The sequence below is a fragment of the Psychromarinibacter halotolerans genome (genome assembly GCF_029168315.1).
Classification (GTDB): Bacteria; Pseudomonadota; Alphaproteobacteria; order Rhodobacterales; family Rhodobacteraceae; genus Psychromarinibacter; species Psychromarinibacter halotolerans.
Genome location: NZ_JARGYD010000010.1, coordinates 63,829 through 78,161, shown reverse-complemented (window position 1 = coordinate 78,161; position 14,333 = coordinate 63,829). Strand labels below are relative to the sequence as shown.

The following is a 14,333-nucleotide window of genomic DNA, read 5'->3' as shown; positions in this document are numbered from 1 at the left end:
TCCGATCATCACGCACCTTCGGTGCGATGGGGCCGCGCCCCCTAAACCGACATCGTTGCCTTCACCGCGCGTTTCCAGGCGGCATAGCGCCGGTCGCGCCAGTCGTCGTCGCGGGCGGGCTCGAACTGGCGGTCAAGCGCCCATGTCTTCGCGAACTCTTCCTGCCCGGGGTAGACCCCCGCGCGCATTCCGGCCAGCCACGCGGCGCCAAGCGCCGTGGTCTCCAGCACCTTGGGGCGGTCCACCGGCGCACCGAGGATGTCGGCGAGGAACTGCATCGTCCAGTCCGACGCGCTCATGCCACCGTCGACCCGCAAGATCGCCTCCTCGGCGTCGCCCATGTCGGCATGCATCGCTTCCAGCAGGTCGCGGGTCTGGAACCCCACGCTTTCCAGCGCCGCCCGCGCGAACTCCGCCGGGCCCGAGTTGCGGGTCAGCCCGAACACCGCGCCCCTGCAGTCGGCGTCCCAGTACGGCGCGCCCAGTCCGGTGAAGGCGGGGACAAGGATCACGTCCTGCCCCGGGTCGGCGGTTTCGGCCAGCGGCTGGGTGTCCGGCGCGGCTTCGATCACCTTCAGCCCGTCGCGCAGCCACTGCACCACCGCACCGGCGATGAAGATCGACCCTTCCAGCGCATAGGTCGGCACGCCGTCCAGCTGATAGGCGATGGTGGTCAGCAACCGGTTCTTCGAGGTCACCGGCTCGGTCCCGGTGTTCAGCAGCGCGAAGCAGCCGGTGCCATAGGTCGATTTCAGCATCCCCGGCGCGAAACAGGCCTGCCCGACGGTGGCGGCCTGCTGGTCGCCCGCGACGCCAAGGATCGGGATCGAACCGCCCAGCAAGGTCGTCTCGCCGAAATCGGCGGCGCTGTCGCGGACCTCGGGCAGCATTTCGGCGGGGATGTCCATCAGGTCGCAGATCGTGGTGGACCAGCGCCCCTTGCGGATGTCGTACAGCATGGTCCGTGCGGCGTTGGTCGCGTCGGTCACATGGGACCTGCCCTCGGTCAGGTTCCAGATCAGCCATGTGTCCACCGTGCCGAACAGAAGCTCTCCGGCGCGGGCTTTCTCTCGGGCGCCGTCGATTTCGTCCAGGATCCATTTCAGTTTGGTCGCCGAGAAATACGGGTCCGCCAGCAGGCCGGTGCGGCGGGTGATCATCTCTTCGTGGCCACCGTCGCGCAGCGTGCGGCAGAAGTCGGCGGTGCGGCGGTCTTGCCAGACGATGGCGTTGTGGACCGGTTTGCCGGTGGCTTTGTCCCAAACCACGACGGTCTCGCGCTGGTTGGTGATGCCGATCGCGGCAGGCGCGGCGTCCTCCACCTTCGCAAGGGCTGCGCGGCAGGTGCGCAACGTGGTGTCCCACAGGTCCGCCGCATCGTGCTCGACCCAGCCGGACCGGGGATAGTGCTGTTCGAATTCCTCCTGCGCAGAGGCGGCGATGTCCATTTTCGCGTCGAACAGGATCGCGCGGGTCGAAGTCGTGCCCTGATCGATGGCAAGTACGTGCGTCATTCAAGCCTCCCTCTGCGGGGGCAACATAGGCCGATCCGGCAGAGGGGGTACAGGTCTGCCCGTCCTAGGGTCACACGAACGCGACGGAAATCGCGCCAAGTTTCGGGCGACACCGGGCGTGACACGCGCGGGCCGGTGTTCAGGTGACAGACGGGAAGGGGGGAGCCATTAACCGCAACCGGGCGATCGCCGGTGTGTGACATCCGGAAGAGCGCCGGTGTCCGATCTCGGGGCGGACGCCTGTGCGCGATAACGTGGCGGAGTGCGCCGGTGGGTGATCTTTAAGAGAGCGCCCTTGCTCTATACCCGGGGGCGTGCGCCAGTGGGTGGCAACCGTGGACGCGCCGGTGCGCAGCATTTCTGGTCGCGCCGGGGGCGTGTCCGGTGTGGCGGGGGCGCCTGTCGCGCCCATGCAGCGTGATCGGCTAGTAGATATAGCGGATCTGGTCGCTCCAGTACCGTTCCACCCGGCGAAGCGAGGTGTTGATTTCTTCGATCCCGTTCAGGTCCAGCACCGCGCGGCTTTCCAGACCTTCCGCGTGGCGGATGAACAGGTCTTCCACGATCTCCTGCACGCGGCGGCCCTTGTCGGTCAGGCGCACGCGCACGGACCGGCGGTCGATCTCGCACCGCTGGTGGTGCATGTAGCCGGCGTCGACGAGCTTTTTCAGGTTATAGCTCACGTTCGAGCCCTGATAGTAGCCGCGCGACTTCAACTCGCCTGCCGTCACCTCGTTGTCGCCGACGTTGAACAGCAGCAGCGCCTGCACTGCGTTGATTTCGAGCATGCCCAATCGCTCGAACTCGTCCTTGATCACGTCCAGCAACAGCCTGTGAAGCCGTTCGACCAGCGACAGGGCTTCAAGGTACTGCGCCATGAACCCCTTGTTCGCGGCGCCTGCGATCCGGCTTTGAATGCTCATGCTATGCTCCGCCAAAGACTGCTCTTTGGCCGTGCATAGCTTTGGAATCGCAAAGATATCGTTAAGCGAACCCGAGTTCGTTTCGCGTCGGTGCCCCGGTCAGCGCGCGCCCGCGTGCCGGGCGATGTCGTCCAGCAGGGCGGCGAAGCGTTCCGGCGGCTGTGCCTGACCGGACACCCACGGGTACAGGTCCTGATCGTTTTCCCACAGCAGGGCGTCGAACAGGTCCAGCGCCTGCGCGTCCATCCCGGCCAGCCGGTCCTGCGCATAACGGCCAAGGATGATGTCCATCTCCTTGATGCCACGGCGCGAGGCGCGCATCTGCATCCGCTTCAGCCGCGCCTCGGGGGTTTCCTGTGTCTCTGCCACGTTCTCGCTCACGATTGCTCCCTTAGTGCCTTCTGCAGCCGTTTCTCGATCCCGCCAAGCCGGTCCGCCGTCCGCTTCAGGCTGCCCTGCAGTGTGCGGATCTCGGTCAGCATCGCGCTGATTTCCTCGGGCATGGCATGAGAGTCGGGCGTTTCGATCCCGGCGCCTTCGCCGTTCAGAAGCCAGATCAGCGACACGTTCAGAACGCCGGCCAGCATCTGCAGCTTGTTGGCGCGGGGTTCCGACAGGTCGTTTTCCCACGCCGACAGCGTTTTCAGTTTCACGCCGATCTGCCGCGCAAGGTCGGATTGCGACAGCCCCAGCGCCTCGCGCGCGGCGACCAGCCGGTCCCCGAAGGTGGCGCTTTCGTTCGAATACCAGCCGCCGCCGTCCTCAGTCGTGCCGTCCTCTGCCATGTGGTCCTCCGCTTTCATCCCCGTCTCCGGCCGCCGGTCCGGGGGCTTGCATGGGTTCGGGGGCCAATCTACACCTTGCATCCGGCGCATTCCAACCGGAGACGACCATGCCCTTCCTTTCCGCGACACTGGCGCGCGTCAAGCCTTCCCCGACGATTGCGATGAATACCCGCAGCCAAGAGCTGAAAGCCGAGGGCAAGGACGTCATCGGGCTTGCGGCGGGCGAACCCGATTTTGACACGCCGGACAACATCAAGGCCGCCGGTATCGCCGCGATCGAGGCGGGCCGCACGAAATACACCGCGCCCGATGGCATCCCCGAGCTGAAGCAGGCGATCTGCGCCAAGTTCGCCCGCGAGAACGGGCTGAGCTATGAACCGTCGCAGGTGTCGGTGTCCTCGGGCGGCAAGCAGGTGCTGTACAACGCGCTGATGGCGACGCTGAACCCCGGCGACGAGGTGGTGATCCCCGCGCCCTACTGGGTCAGCTATCCCGACATGGTGCTGCTGGCGGGCGGCACGCCCGTCGTGGTCGAGGCCGGGATCGAAACCGGGTTCAAGCTGACGCCCGCGGCGCTGGAGGCCGCGATCACCGACAAGACCAAGTGGTTCATCTTCAACTCGCCGTCGAACCCGACTGGCGCGGGCTATACCCGGGACGAGCTGAAGGCGCTGACCGACGTGCTGGTGAAACACCCGCAGGTCTGGGTGATGACCGATGACATGTACGAACACCTTGTGTTCGATGACTTCACCTTCTGCACCCCCGCCGAGGTCGAGCCGTCGCTGTACGACCGCACCCTGACCTGCAACGGCGTGTCCAAAGCCTATGCGATGACCGGCTGGCGCATCGGCTATGCGGCGGGCCCGGTCGAGATCATCAACGCAATGCGTAAGATCCAGTCGCAGTCGACGACCAACCCCTGCACCATCTCGCAATGGGCGGCGGTCGAGGCGCTGAACGGCACGCAGGACTTCCTTGCGCCGAACCGCGCGCTGTTCCAACGCCGCCGCGATCTGGTGGTTGCCGGCCTCAACGCCTGTCCCGGCATCACCTGCCCGACGCCCGAGGGCGCGTTCTACGTCTATCCGTCCATCGCCGGATGCATCGGCAAGACCACAGCCAACGGCGCGAAGATCGAAACGGACGAGGATTTCTGCCTTGCGCTGCTGGAAGAGACCGGCGTCGCCGTCGTGTTCGGCGCGGCCTTCGGCCTGTCGCCGCATTTCCGCGTCAGCTATGCCACCGACGAGGCGACGCTGACCGAGGCCTGCGCCCGCATCCGCCGCTTCTGCGAAAGCCTGACCTGAGGAGACGCGCCATGTCCGCCGAGTTGCCGGAGTACTACTTCCGCACCCGCGAGAACGGCGCCTTTGTCTTCCGCGTCGACACCGAGAACCGGCAGCGGCGGATCGAGATGGAACAGATCGCGACGGTCAACATCCGCAACGGGCAGGTGAAGCCGCAGGGCAACCGCGACCTGACCGATGCCGACATGCGGGCGATCAGCGACTGGATGCAGGCGCGCACGCGGGTAGTCGAGGCGCGGCGTCTCGACGACATCCTGCGCACCGTCGATCACCTGAACCAGACGGCGCATTGGGCGAACTCGGACGCGACCGACGCGCAGCTTGAACAGGTCACGGACTCGTTGCTGCTGGCGATGCACGATCTGCGGTCGGTGCTGGTGCGGCGCAAGGCCGATCAACTGCTGAAAGCCTCGCGCGACAGCGCGGAAGACTAGGACACGACAGCGCGGAAAACTCGGGTGCCCGCCTAGCCGATCGGGATCAGCGCGGCCTTAATATATCCGTCGATCCGGGCGATCTCGGCCTCGGTCAGCCGCAGGCCCAGCTTGGTGCGGCGCCACAGGAAATCCTCGGCGGTCCGGACCCATTCGTTCTTGATCGCCCAGTCCAGTTCCCGCGCCGTCACGGTGCCGCCGAACGACCGGCCAAGATCCCCGACGGTCTTCGCATCGCCCAGTACCTTGCGCACCTCGGTGCCATAGCAGCGCACCAGCCGCAGCGCCCAGAAGTCGCTCAGGAACGGATAATCCTTCCGCAGCCCCTTCAGCAGGGTCCGCACCCCGGCGACCGGGAAGTCACCGCCGGGCAGGGCGACACCGGCGGTCCAGTCTTCGTCCATGCCGGGAAGGAACGGTGCGATCCGCGCCATCGCCGCCTCGGCCAACTTGCGGTAGGTGGTAATCTTGCCGCCGAAGACGTTCAGCAGCGGTGCGCCCGCGTCGTCGAGGCTTAGCACGTATTCCCGCGTCGCCGCCGTGGCCGAACTGGCGCCGTCGTCGTACAGCGGGCGCACGCCCGAGTAGGTCCAGACGATGTCCTCGGGCCGGATCTGTTTCTTGAAGTACTTGCCTGCGAAATCACGCAGATAGTCCGCCTCTTCCGGGGTGCAGACCGGCTTTTGCGACGGATCTTCATGCTCGGCGTCGGTGGTGCCGATCAGGGTGAAGTCCTCTTCGTAGGGGATCGCGAAGATGATCCGCCCGTCGGTGCCTTGCAGGAAGTAGCATTTGTCGTGGTCGTACAGCTTTTTCACCACGATGTGGCTGCCCCGGACCAGACGGATGTCTTCGGACGAGTTGATCCGCAGCGTGCCCTTGATCACGTCGGACACCCACGGCCCGCCCGCGTTCACCAGCGCGCGGGCGCGGTGGGTCTGCCGCTGGCCTTCGGCATCTTCCGTCTCGACCAGCCAAAGGTCGTCGCTGCGCGTCGCGCCGACAACGCGGGTGCGGGTCATGATCCGGGCCCCCCGCGCGGCGGCGTCGCGGGCGTTCAGCACGACCAGCCGGGCGTCCTGCACCCAGCAGTCGGAATATTCATAGGCATGTTCGAACCGCGACTTCAGCGGCGCGCCCTCGGGCGTGTCCTTCAGCGACACCGAGGCCGTGCCGGGCAGGATCTTCCGACCGCCAAGGTTATCGTACAGGAACAGCCCCAAACGGATCAGCCAAGCCGGGCGGCGTCCCTTCATCCACGGCATGAAGCGCGACAGCAGGCGGGACGTCGGTGTCTCGCTGTCGAAGCGCATGTCGCGGTGGTAGGGCAGGATGAACCGCATCGGCCACGAAATATGCGGCATCGCGGCCAGCAGTACCTCGCGTTCCTTCAACGCCTCGCGGACCAGCCGGAACTCGAAATACTCCAGATAGCGCAGACCGCCGTGGAACAGCTTGGTCGAGGCCGACGAGGTCGCCCATGCAAGGTCGTTCATCTCGGCCAGCGCGACCTTCAGGCCGCGGCCCGCCGCATCGCGGGCGATGCCGCATCCGTTGATGCCGCCGCCGATGACGAAAAGGTCGTGGATGGGTCCGGTGTCGTGCGTTTCCATGAGGCTGTTATGTAGTCTCGCGCCGCATACCGCCACCGGGCAATGCGCTGTGACGCTGGGTCATTCCGCCGTGTCGCGGGGGTCGGGGGCGGAGGACAGCTCGCGTTCAAGGAACGCTTCGAAGGCGTCAAGGTTCACTGGCTCGAATTGGCCAAAGCCCTGCATCCACACCGACGCCGCCTTCAGCGCGTCGGGTTCCAGCTTGCACCACTTTACCCGGCCGCGTTTCTCCTGACTGATCAGGCCTGCGCGGGTGAGGATCGCAAGGTGCTTCGAGATCGCGGCCAATGACATCTCGAACGGGTCGGCCACGTCGGTCACCGCCATGTCGTCTTCCAGAAGCATGGTCAGGATCGCGCGCCGGGTCGGGTCGGCGAGGGCGGCGAACACGGTGTCTAGGGTGGGCTCCATTCCATCCGAGTGACAGCGCCCAAAGCTTTGGTCAACCATTCGGTTGAATTTGCGTTTTCGGCCCGGGGGCGCGGCGCGGGCAGGGCGCGCCCATGTCGAAGCCTTTGGCGAGTAACGAAATCAATGACTTAGCCGGTTCTTAACGGGTCCTTTGCCAACTTGACTCCGACACGGTCCGTTTCTAGGTTCGCGGCGACTGAACGGGGGTTCCGCATTTTGGTCGATCCTGAAGACAAGGCCCGGCTAGATCGTCTGGACCAGAGGATTGCCGCGCTGAAAGACGCGAATGCGCCGAAGCCCCGTGACACGACACATGCCGTCGGCGGCGCAGAGCTTGCTTGGCGGATGGTGATCGAACTGGTGGCCGGAATCGGGATCGGTTGCGGCATTGGCTTCGGGCTCGACACGCTGTTCGGGACGATGCCGATCTTTCTGGTTCTGTTCACCCTGCTCGGCTTTGCAGCCGGCGTGCAGACACTGATGCGCACGGCTCGCGCCGCGCAGGAAAAGAACGAAAGGGCCGAGGGGCCCGAGAAGGACGAGGGATAGGATCGTGGCGACCGAAGAAAACAGCGAAGGCCTTGTCTTCCACCCGATGGACCAGTTCATCGTGAAGCCGCTGTTCGGCGAAGCGGGCGACCCGGTTCACTGGTACACGATCACCAACGTCACGCTGTGGATGTTCCTGACAATCGTCGCGATCTCGGCGCTGCTGGTGCTGGGCACCCGTGGCCGTGCCGTCATCCCGACCAAGATCCAGTCGGTCGCGGAACTTGCCTATGGCTTCATCTACAAGATGGTCGAAGACGTCGCCGGCCGCGATGCCGTGCGCTTCTTCCCCTACGTGTTCACGCTGTTCATGTTCATCGTGATGTCGAACTTCCTCGGGCTGCTTCCGACGGCGTTCACCACGACCTCGCACCTTGCGGTGACCGTGATTCTTGCGCTGGGCGTGTTCCTGACCGTCACCATCACCGGCTTCGTCCTGCACGGCAGCAAGTTCCTTGGCCTGTTCTGGGTCAGCTCTGCGCCGCTGGCGATCCGCCCGGTTCTGGCGATCATCGAAGTAATCTCGTACTTCGTGCGTCCGGTCAGCCACTCTATTCGTCTTATGGGCAACATGATGGCCGGCCACGCGGTTATCAAAGTGTTCGCCGCCTTCGCGCCGCTGGTCCTGCTGTCGGGCATCGGCGTGCTGGTGACCCCGCTGTCCATCCTCGCCATCACCGCGATGTACGCACTGGAGACGCTGGTGGCCTTCATTCAGGCCTACGTCTTCACGATCCTGACCTGCGTGTACCTGAAGGACGCGCTGCATCCGTCGCACTAATGCCCGAAGGCTTCGGCCCTCGACGCTTGAACCCAATCATCAGCCAATTCCAACGTAAGGAGAAACGATCATGGAAGGCGATATCGCACAAATGGGCGCCTACCTCGGCGCCGGTCTGACCGCCATCGGCATGGGTGGCGCTGCCATCGGTGTGGGCAACGTGGTCGGCAACTTCCTCGCCGGTGCCCTGCGCAACCCGTCCGCTGCTGGCGGCCAGACCGCGACCATGTTCATCGGCGTCGCCTTCGCGGAAGCCCTGGGGATCTTCTCGTTCCTCGTCGCGCTTCTGCTGATGTTCGCCGTCTGATATCTCTCTGAAACTCCTTACGCTCGGTTGGGCCTTCGGGCCCGGCCGAAAGTGACAGGTGTCAGGGGGACGACATGGCAGACAACACAGATACCCACGGGGTAGACGCGGCCGCGCACGGCGGCGGCGATGCCGTCGGTATGCCGCAGCTCGACTTCTCGAGCTGGCCGAACCAGATCTTCTGGCTGATCGTCACGCTTGTGGTGATCTACTTCATCCTCAGCCGCATTGCGCTGCCGCGGATCGCATCGGTTCTGGCCGAGCGGGCCGGGACGGTGACCAATGACATCGCTGCGGCCGAAGAGCTGAAGCTGAAAGCGCAGGAAGCGGAAGACGCCTATAACAAGGCGCTTGCCGATGCCCGTGCCGAGGCGAACCAGATCATCGGTGAAGCCAAGGCCGAGATTCAGGCGGAACTGGACGCGGCGAACGCCAAGGCCGACGCCGAGATCGCGGCCCGCACCGCCGAGTCCGAAAAGGCGATTGCCGACATCCGCGCCAACGCGGTGGCAAGCGTCGAGGAAGTCGCCAAGGCGACCGCTGCCGAGATCGTCGCGGCGCTGGGCGGGAACGCCGATGCGTCCACGGTCGACGACGCCGTGCAAAGCCAGATGAAAGGGGCCTGATAATGCGCAAACTCGCCATTCTCCCGGCCCTCTTCGCCGCCGGTCCGGCGCTGGCCGCCACGGGGCCCTTCGTGTCCCTGTGGAACACGAACTTCGTCGTTCTGATCGCGTTCGTGATCTTCGTCGGCCTGCTGCTGGTTCTGGGCGTGCCCAAGATCCTTGGCAACATGCTGGACAAGCGGGCGGATACGATCCGCGGCGAACTCGACGATGCCAAGGCGCTGCGCGAAGAGGCCCAGACCATTCTGGCGTCCTACGAGCGCAAGCAGAAGGAAGTCGCCGAGCAGTCCGAGCGCATCGTGGCCAAGGCCAAGGAAGAAGCGCGTCAGGCTGCCGAACAGGCGAAGGCCGATCTTGAAGCCTCGATGGCACGCCGCATGGCGGGCGCCGAAGAGCAGATCGCATCCGCCGAGGCGCGCGCCGTGAAAGAGGTCAAGGATCAGGCCGTCGTGGTTGCGGTTGCCGCCGCGCGCGAGGTGATCGCCAAGCAGATGACCGCGCAGGCCGCCAACAAGATGATCGACGACTCGATCGCCGCCGTGGAAAGCAAGCTGCACTAAGCAGCGGCCCCCATCGGCAAAGAATGAACCCGGCCAGTGGCCGGGTTTTTTCGTTTCAGCGCCGGTGTGTCCGGCGGGACTGCGTCAGGGACATTACTGCGCGGTGTAAGCGCCGTCCGCCAGATGGTAGCTGCCGGTGACAAAGCTGGCGCGGTCGGACAGCAGGAAGCACACAAGCGCCGAGACTTCGTCAGCCTCGCCAAGGCGTCCGATGGGGTGCATCGAGATCAGGCCTTCCCGTTGTTCCTCGGACAAAGAGGATTCGATCAGCGGCGTGTTGATAAAGGCCGGGCCGACCGCGTTCACGCGGATGCCTTTGGCGCTGTATTCGATGGCGGCGTTCTTGGTCAGGCCGATCACGCCGTGCTTGGCGGTGACGTAGGCCGCCGAGTTGGCGAAGCCGACCGAGCCAAGGATCGAAGCGATGTTCACGATCGAGCCGCCGCCGGTTTTCTCCATCGCCGCGATCTCGTAGCGGCAGCCATAGAACACGCCGTTGAGGTTGACGTTGATGACCTGGTTCCAGTCGTCCAGCGGGTATTCCCCCACTGGCGCGCTCGTGCCACTGACGCCTGCATTGTTGACGGCAAGGTCAAGCTTGCCGAAGGCGGACACGGCCTTATCGACCATCGCTTCGACCTGTTCCGGTTTGCTGACGTCGACCGAGAACGCCTCGGCCACGCCGCCCGCGTCGCGGATCTTCTTCGCCTGTTCCTCGGCCTGTTCCATCTTCAGGTCGGCTACCAGCACCTTCGCGCCGCCAGCGGCCAGTTCTTCGGCAATCGCTGCGCCGATGCCCGACGCGCCGCCGGTGACGATGGCGGATTTGCCTTCGAATTGCTTGTCCATGATGTGTCTCCTTCAAAGTGCGGGCGTTGCGGGCACCGCGGATTGCCGTGCCGGGCCTGCGCCCTGCGGGCAGACGGATTGTGCCTGCCATCGCATCACATGTGGGGCCGGACGTCGGGTCGCATCAAGGGAAAGGAGAGGGCGCGTCGGCGCAGCTTTGTGTGCAATGGTGCACCGAAATTTCGCGGAACCCGATAGAGGGTCGGCAAACGAAAAAGGCCGGGCGCTTGGCCCGGCCTTCGTGTCCGTTCCGATCCGGTGGATCAGTTCGGGATGATCGTGATGTCCACGCGACGGTTCTGCGCGCGGCCTTCCGGCGTCAGGTTCGATGCGATGGGCGCATCCTCGCCCCGGCCGCTGACCGAGACGCGCGACGACGGGGTGCCCGCGCCGATCAGGACCGACGCAACGGCGTTCGCACGGCGGACCGATAGGTCCTGGTTGTACGAGGCGGCGCCGGTATTGTCGGTGTGGCCCACCACCTGCACGACCGAGTTCGGGTACTGCTGAAGGCTGTTGGCCAGAACGCGCAGGTCGCCCTGCAGGGTCGGGCTGACGGCGGCGCTGTCGGTCGGGAACAGGATATCCTGCGGCATCCGCACGGTCAGCGTGTTGCCGTTGTTGATGATCTGGATGCCCGAGTTGTCGAAGTCGCGGCGCAGTTCGGCGGCTTGCTTGTCAAGGTCATAGCCCACCGCCGCGCCGACGCCGGCGCCGACGAGGCCACCGATCAGCGCGCCACGGCGGCGCGAGCCGGCATCGTCGCCGACGGCAACGCCGGCAAGCGCGCCCAGAAGGCCGCCGATTGCGGCGCCTTCGCCAGTGCGCTGGTTCGGGTTGTTCGTGGGGGTGTCCGGGCTGGTACAGGCGGTCAGGGCCAAGGCCGATACGGTGGCCAGGACCAGCGGAGTTTTCATGGTGATCGGCATATCTTTTGCCCTCTGCTCGTGCTTTGCGTTGCGAGGAACTTACAGCTAGCGCGGGTCGGCTCCAAGGCCATGCCTCGCGATCGTGAGCGGTTCTTCGCCTGCAAAATCACGTCGCTGAAACGCGGGATCATGCCTCGGCGCGGGCGGATTCGTAGGCGAGAAGCGCACGCTTGACCGGCAGCCCCCAGTGATAGCCGCCCAGCCCCCCGGACTTGCGCAGGGCGCGGTGGCACGGGATCAGCCAACTGATCGGGTTGCGGCCCACGGCGGTGCCCACCGCGCGGACGGCGCGGGGGTTGCCGATGGCGCGGGCGATCTCGGAATAGGTCGTGACCTGTCCCGTGGGGATCGACAGCAGCGCCTCCCAGACCTTGATCTGGAACGGGGCGCCGATCAGGAACAGCGGCGTCGGCTGGCCCGCGTCCTCGACCCCGAAGGCGTTCAGCACCCAAGGCCGCAGGGCCATCGGATCCTCGACGAAAGTGGCCTTGGGCCAGCGCGACAGCAGATCCTCCATCGCCGCTTCCTCGCCGGTTTCGGCGGCAAAGCCGATGCCGCAGATACCTTTGTCGGTGCCCATCACCAGCGCCGGGCCGAACGGGCTTTCGAACCAGCCCCACAGGATCGTCAGCCCCTCTCCGGCGCGGGCATAGTCGCCGGGGCTCATCGCCTCCCACCGCAGGAACAGGTCGTGCAGACGGCCGGGGCCGGACAGCCCGACGGCGTGGCTGGTGGCCAGCGTGGTGAAGTTCGACCGCAGCATCGCGCGGGCGTGGTCCAGCGTCAGGTACTGCTGGTACCGCTTGGGCGAAACGCCGACCCACCGGCTGAACAGGCGCTGGAAATGTGCCGGGCTCATTTTCATCGCGCCCGCGAGTTCGTCGAGCGACAGGCCATCGGCGGCGCCTTCGTCGATCAGGTCGATGGCGCGCCGCATCACGGCGAAGTGGTAACTGTCTTCCTGGCTTTGCTGGGTCATCGTGGTCATCCTTGATTGGCCCCAATTTATGGCACGGTGCCGTCTGCGGCGACCCGTTTCCTGCGCTATGGCAACAGGATGGCCGGTTGCGCTTGCAGCCACGCGGGACCCCGTGCCAAACGGTGGCATGGCCAAGCAGCTTGACTACAACACGATGTGCGAGATCTTCCGGCGCTTCCACGACAGCGAGCCGGAGCCGAAAGGCGAACTGGATCACGTCAACGCCTATACGCTGGTGGTCGCCGTGGCGCTGTCGGCGCAGGCGACAGACGCAGGCGTGAACCGCGCCACGCGCGAATTGTTCAAGATCGCCGACACGCCCGAGAAGATGCTGGCGCTGGGCGAGGAAGGCGTGATCGAGCACATCAAGACGATCGGCCTGTACCGCAACAAGGCGAAGAACGTCATCAAGCTAAGCCGCATCCTTGTCGACGAGTATGGCGGCAAGGTGCCCAGTTCGCGCGCGGCGTTGGTCTCGCTGCCGGGTGTGGGTCGCAAGACCGCGAACGTGGTTCTGAACATGTGGTGGGGCCATCCCGCGCAGGCGGTGGACACGCATATCTTTCGCGTCGGTAATCGCACGGGCATCGCGCCCGGCAAGGACGTGGATGCTGTCGAGCGGGCGATCGAGGACAACGTCCCCGCCGAATACCAGCGCCACGCGCATCACTGGCTGATCCTGCACGGCCGCTACATCTGCACCGCGCGCAAACCGAAATGCGCCGTGTGCCCAATCGAAGACCTTTGTCCCTACGAGGAGAAGACCATATGACGAAATCCTACGAGGTTGTCGGCATCGGCAACGCCGTGGTCGATGTGCTGACCCAGACCGAGGACGCGTTCCTTGACAAGATGGGGATCCAGAAGGGGATCATGCAGCTGATCGAGCAGGAACGCGGCGAACTGCTGTACGATGCGATGGAAGAGCGGATTCAGGCGCCCGGCGGCTCGGTGGCGAACACGCTGGCCGGTCTCGGAAACCTCGGCCTGTCGACCGCCTTCATCGGCCGCGTCAGCGACGACGAACTGGGCCGGTTCTACGCCGACGCCATGCAGGAAGACGGCACCGACTTCGTCAACGCGCCCGTCGCGGGCGGCGAACTGCCGACCTCGCGTTCGATGATCTTCGTGTCGCCCGACGGCGAGCGGTCGATGAACACCTATCTTGGGATCTCGTCCGAAGTCGGCCCCGACGACGTGTCGGACGACGTGGCGGGCTCGACCAAGCTGCTGTTCCTAGAGGGCTATCTGTACGACAAGCCGAAGGGCAAAGAAGCCTTCGAGCGTGCCGCCAAGCTGTGCCGCGACGCGGGCGGCGTGGCGGGCATCGCGCTGTCGGATCCGTTCTGCGTCGACCGTCACCGCGCCGACTTCCGCCGTCTGGTGAAAGAGCTCGACTTCGTCATCGGCAACGAGCAGGAGTGGACCTCGCTGTACGAGACCGACGACCTTGGCGCGGCGCTTGAACAGGCGGCGTCCGAGTCCGGGCTGATCGTCTGCACCCGCTCGGGCAAGGATGTTGTGCTGGTCAAGGGCGACGAGGAAGCCGTGGTTCCGGTCGATTTCGTGACCCCGGTGGACGCCACCGGCGCGGGCGACCAGTTCGCCGCCGGGTTCCTGTACGGTTATGTCACCGGCGCCGACCTTGCGACCTGCGGCAAGATGGGCTGCGTCGCCGCGAAAGAGGTGATCGGCCACATGGGCCCGCGCCCCGAAGCCGATCTGAAGGAACTGTTCAAGGCCGAAGGCCTGATCTGATCCAG

At 65.3% G+C, this 14,333-nt stretch carries 18 protein-coding genes; 9 read left to right on the top strand and 9 right to left on the bottom strand.

Features of this window, described 5'->3' with window-relative positions:
* Window positions 1–41 precede the first annotated feature (41 nt).
* The 4 genes from glpK to P1K30_RS20160 all read right to left on the bottom strand — a co-directional run bounded on the left by glpK (window position 42) and on the right by P1K30_RS20160 (window position 3,240).
* Window positions 42–1,514 (bottom strand): glycerol kinase GlpK, encoded by a 1,473-nt coding sequence (gene glpK, locus P1K30_RS20175; RefSeq protein WP_275634585.1) that lies wholly within the window; start codon window positions 1,512–1,514, stop codon window positions 42–44.
* A gap of 425 nt (window positions 1,515–1,939) precedes the next feature.
* The gene (locus P1K30_RS20170; RefSeq protein WP_275634584.1) at window positions 1,940–2,437 is read right to left on the bottom strand and encodes a MarR family winged helix-turn-helix transcriptional regulator; all 498 of its coding nucleotides are present in this window, start codon (window positions 2,435–2,437) and stop codon (window positions 1,940–1,942) included.
* A gap of 99 nt (window positions 2,438–2,536) precedes the next feature.
* Entirely contained in the window at window positions 2,537–2,764 is a 228-nt protein-coding gene (locus tag P1K30_RS20165) for a succinate dehydrogenase assembly factor 2 (protein WP_275634666.1), read from the bottom strand.
* A gap of 50 nt (window positions 2,765–2,814) precedes the next feature.
* Window positions 2,815–3,240: a helix-turn-helix domain-containing protein gene (locus tag P1K30_RS20160; RefSeq protein ID WP_275634583.1), complete on the bottom strand. Its 426-nt coding sequence runs from the start codon at window positions 3,238–3,240 to the stop codon at window positions 2,815–2,817.
* A gap of 89 nt (window positions 3,241–3,329) precedes the next feature.
* Here P1K30_RS20160 and P1K30_RS20155 point away from each other — a divergent pair, with 89 nt between their 5' ends.
* A complete protein-coding gene (locus P1K30_RS20155) occupies window positions 3,330–4,532 on the top strand; it encodes a pyridoxal phosphate-dependent aminotransferase (RefSeq protein WP_275634582.1) in 1,203 nt (400 codons plus the stop codon).
* A gap of 11 nt (window positions 4,533–4,543) precedes the next feature.
* Window positions 4,544–4,966: a hypothetical protein gene (locus P1K30_RS20150; RefSeq protein WP_275634581.1), complete on the top strand. Its 423-nt coding sequence runs from the start codon at window positions 4,544–4,546 to the stop codon at window positions 4,964–4,966.
* A gap of 32 nt (window positions 4,967–4,998) precedes the next feature.
* Here the strand turns inward: P1K30_RS20150 and glpD are convergent, their stop codons facing one another.
* Together glpD and P1K30_RS20140 are read right to left on the bottom strand one after the other, a co-directional pair.
* Complete coding sequence (gene glpD, locus P1K30_RS20145; RefSeq protein ID WP_275634580.1) at window positions 4,999–6,579, bottom strand: glycerol-3-phosphate dehydrogenase; 1,581 nt, start codon at window positions 6,577–6,579, stop codon at window positions 4,999–5,001.
* Between the two features lie 60 nt (window positions 6,580–6,639).
* Window positions 6,640–6,990 carry an ArsR/SmtB family transcription factor gene (locus P1K30_RS20140; protein WP_275634579.1) on the bottom strand — a complete coding sequence of 117 codons (351 nt, stop codon included), beginning with the start codon at window positions 6,988–6,990 and terminating at the stop codon, window positions 6,640–6,642.
* A 216-nt stretch (window positions 6,991–7,206) separates the two neighbouring features.
* Here P1K30_RS20140 and P1K30_RS20135 point away from each other — a divergent pair, with 216 nt between their 5' ends.
* The 5 genes from P1K30_RS20135 (at window position 7,207) to P1K30_RS20115 (ending at window position 9,813) form a co-directional block, all read left to right on the top strand.
* Window positions 7,207–7,539: an AtpZ/AtpI family protein gene (locus tag P1K30_RS20135; protein ID WP_275634578.1), complete on the top strand. Its 333-nt coding sequence runs from the start codon at window positions 7,207–7,209 to the stop codon at window positions 7,537–7,539.
* Between the two features lie 4 nt (window positions 7,540–7,543).
* Window positions 7,544–8,320: a F0F1 ATP synthase subunit A gene (locus tag P1K30_RS20130; RefSeq protein WP_275634577.1), complete on the top strand. Its 777-nt coding sequence runs from the start codon at window positions 7,544–7,546 to the stop codon at window positions 8,318–8,320.
* A 70-nt stretch (window positions 8,321–8,390) separates the two neighbouring features.
* The gene (locus P1K30_RS20125) at window positions 8,391–8,627 is read left to right on the top strand and encodes a F0F1 ATP synthase subunit C (protein ID WP_275634576.1); all 237 of its coding nucleotides are present in this window, start codon (window positions 8,391–8,393) and stop codon (window positions 8,625–8,627) included.
* A 74-nt stretch (window positions 8,628–8,701) separates the two neighbouring features.
* A complete protein-coding gene (locus P1K30_RS20120) occupies window positions 8,702–9,253 on the top strand; it encodes a F0F1 ATP synthase subunit B' (protein WP_275634575.1) in 552 nt (183 codons plus the stop codon).
* Between the two features lie 2 nt (window positions 9,254–9,255).
* Window positions 9,256–9,813, top strand: coding sequence for a F0F1 ATP synthase subunit B (locus P1K30_RS20115; RefSeq protein ID WP_275634574.1), 558 nt, complete (start codon window positions 9,256–9,258; stop codon window positions 9,811–9,813).
* Window positions 9,814–9,906: 93 nt separating this feature from the next.
* Here P1K30_RS20115 and P1K30_RS20110 read toward each other — a convergent pair whose 3' ends face one another.
* From P1K30_RS20110 to P1K30_RS20100, 3 genes are all read right to left on the bottom strand, one after another.
* Window positions 9,907–10,662, bottom strand: a complete 756-nt coding sequence (locus P1K30_RS20110; protein ID WP_275634573.1) for an SDR family NAD(P)-dependent oxidoreductase — start codon at window positions 10,660–10,662, stop codon at window positions 9,907–9,909.
* Window positions 10,663–10,925: 263 nt separating this feature from the next.
* A complete protein-coding gene (locus tag P1K30_RS20105) occupies window positions 10,926–11,579 on the bottom strand; it encodes a YiaD family glycine zipper/OmpA-like lipoprotein (protein ID WP_275634572.1) in 654 nt (217 codons plus the stop codon).
* Window positions 11,580–11,718: 139 nt separating this feature from the next.
* Window positions 11,719–12,570 (bottom strand): bifunctional helix-turn-helix domain-containing protein/methylated-DNA--[protein]-cysteine S-methyltransferase, encoded by an 852-nt coding sequence (locus P1K30_RS20100; RefSeq protein WP_275634571.1) that lies wholly within the window; start codon window positions 12,568–12,570, stop codon window positions 11,719–11,721.
* 127 nt (window positions 12,571–12,697) lie between these two features.
* Here P1K30_RS20100 and nth point away from each other — a divergent pair, with 127 nt between their 5' ends.
* Entirely contained in the window at window positions 12,698–13,342 is a 645-nt protein-coding gene (gene nth / locus P1K30_RS20095; protein WP_275634570.1) for an endonuclease III, read from the top strand.
* Entirely contained in the window at window positions 13,339–14,328 is a 990-nt protein-coding gene (locus tag P1K30_RS20090; protein WP_275634569.1) for an adenosine kinase, read from the top strand. The genes nth and P1K30_RS20090 overlap by 4 nt, the downstream gene beginning before the upstream one ends.
* Window positions 14,329–14,333: the final 5 nt, after the last annotated feature.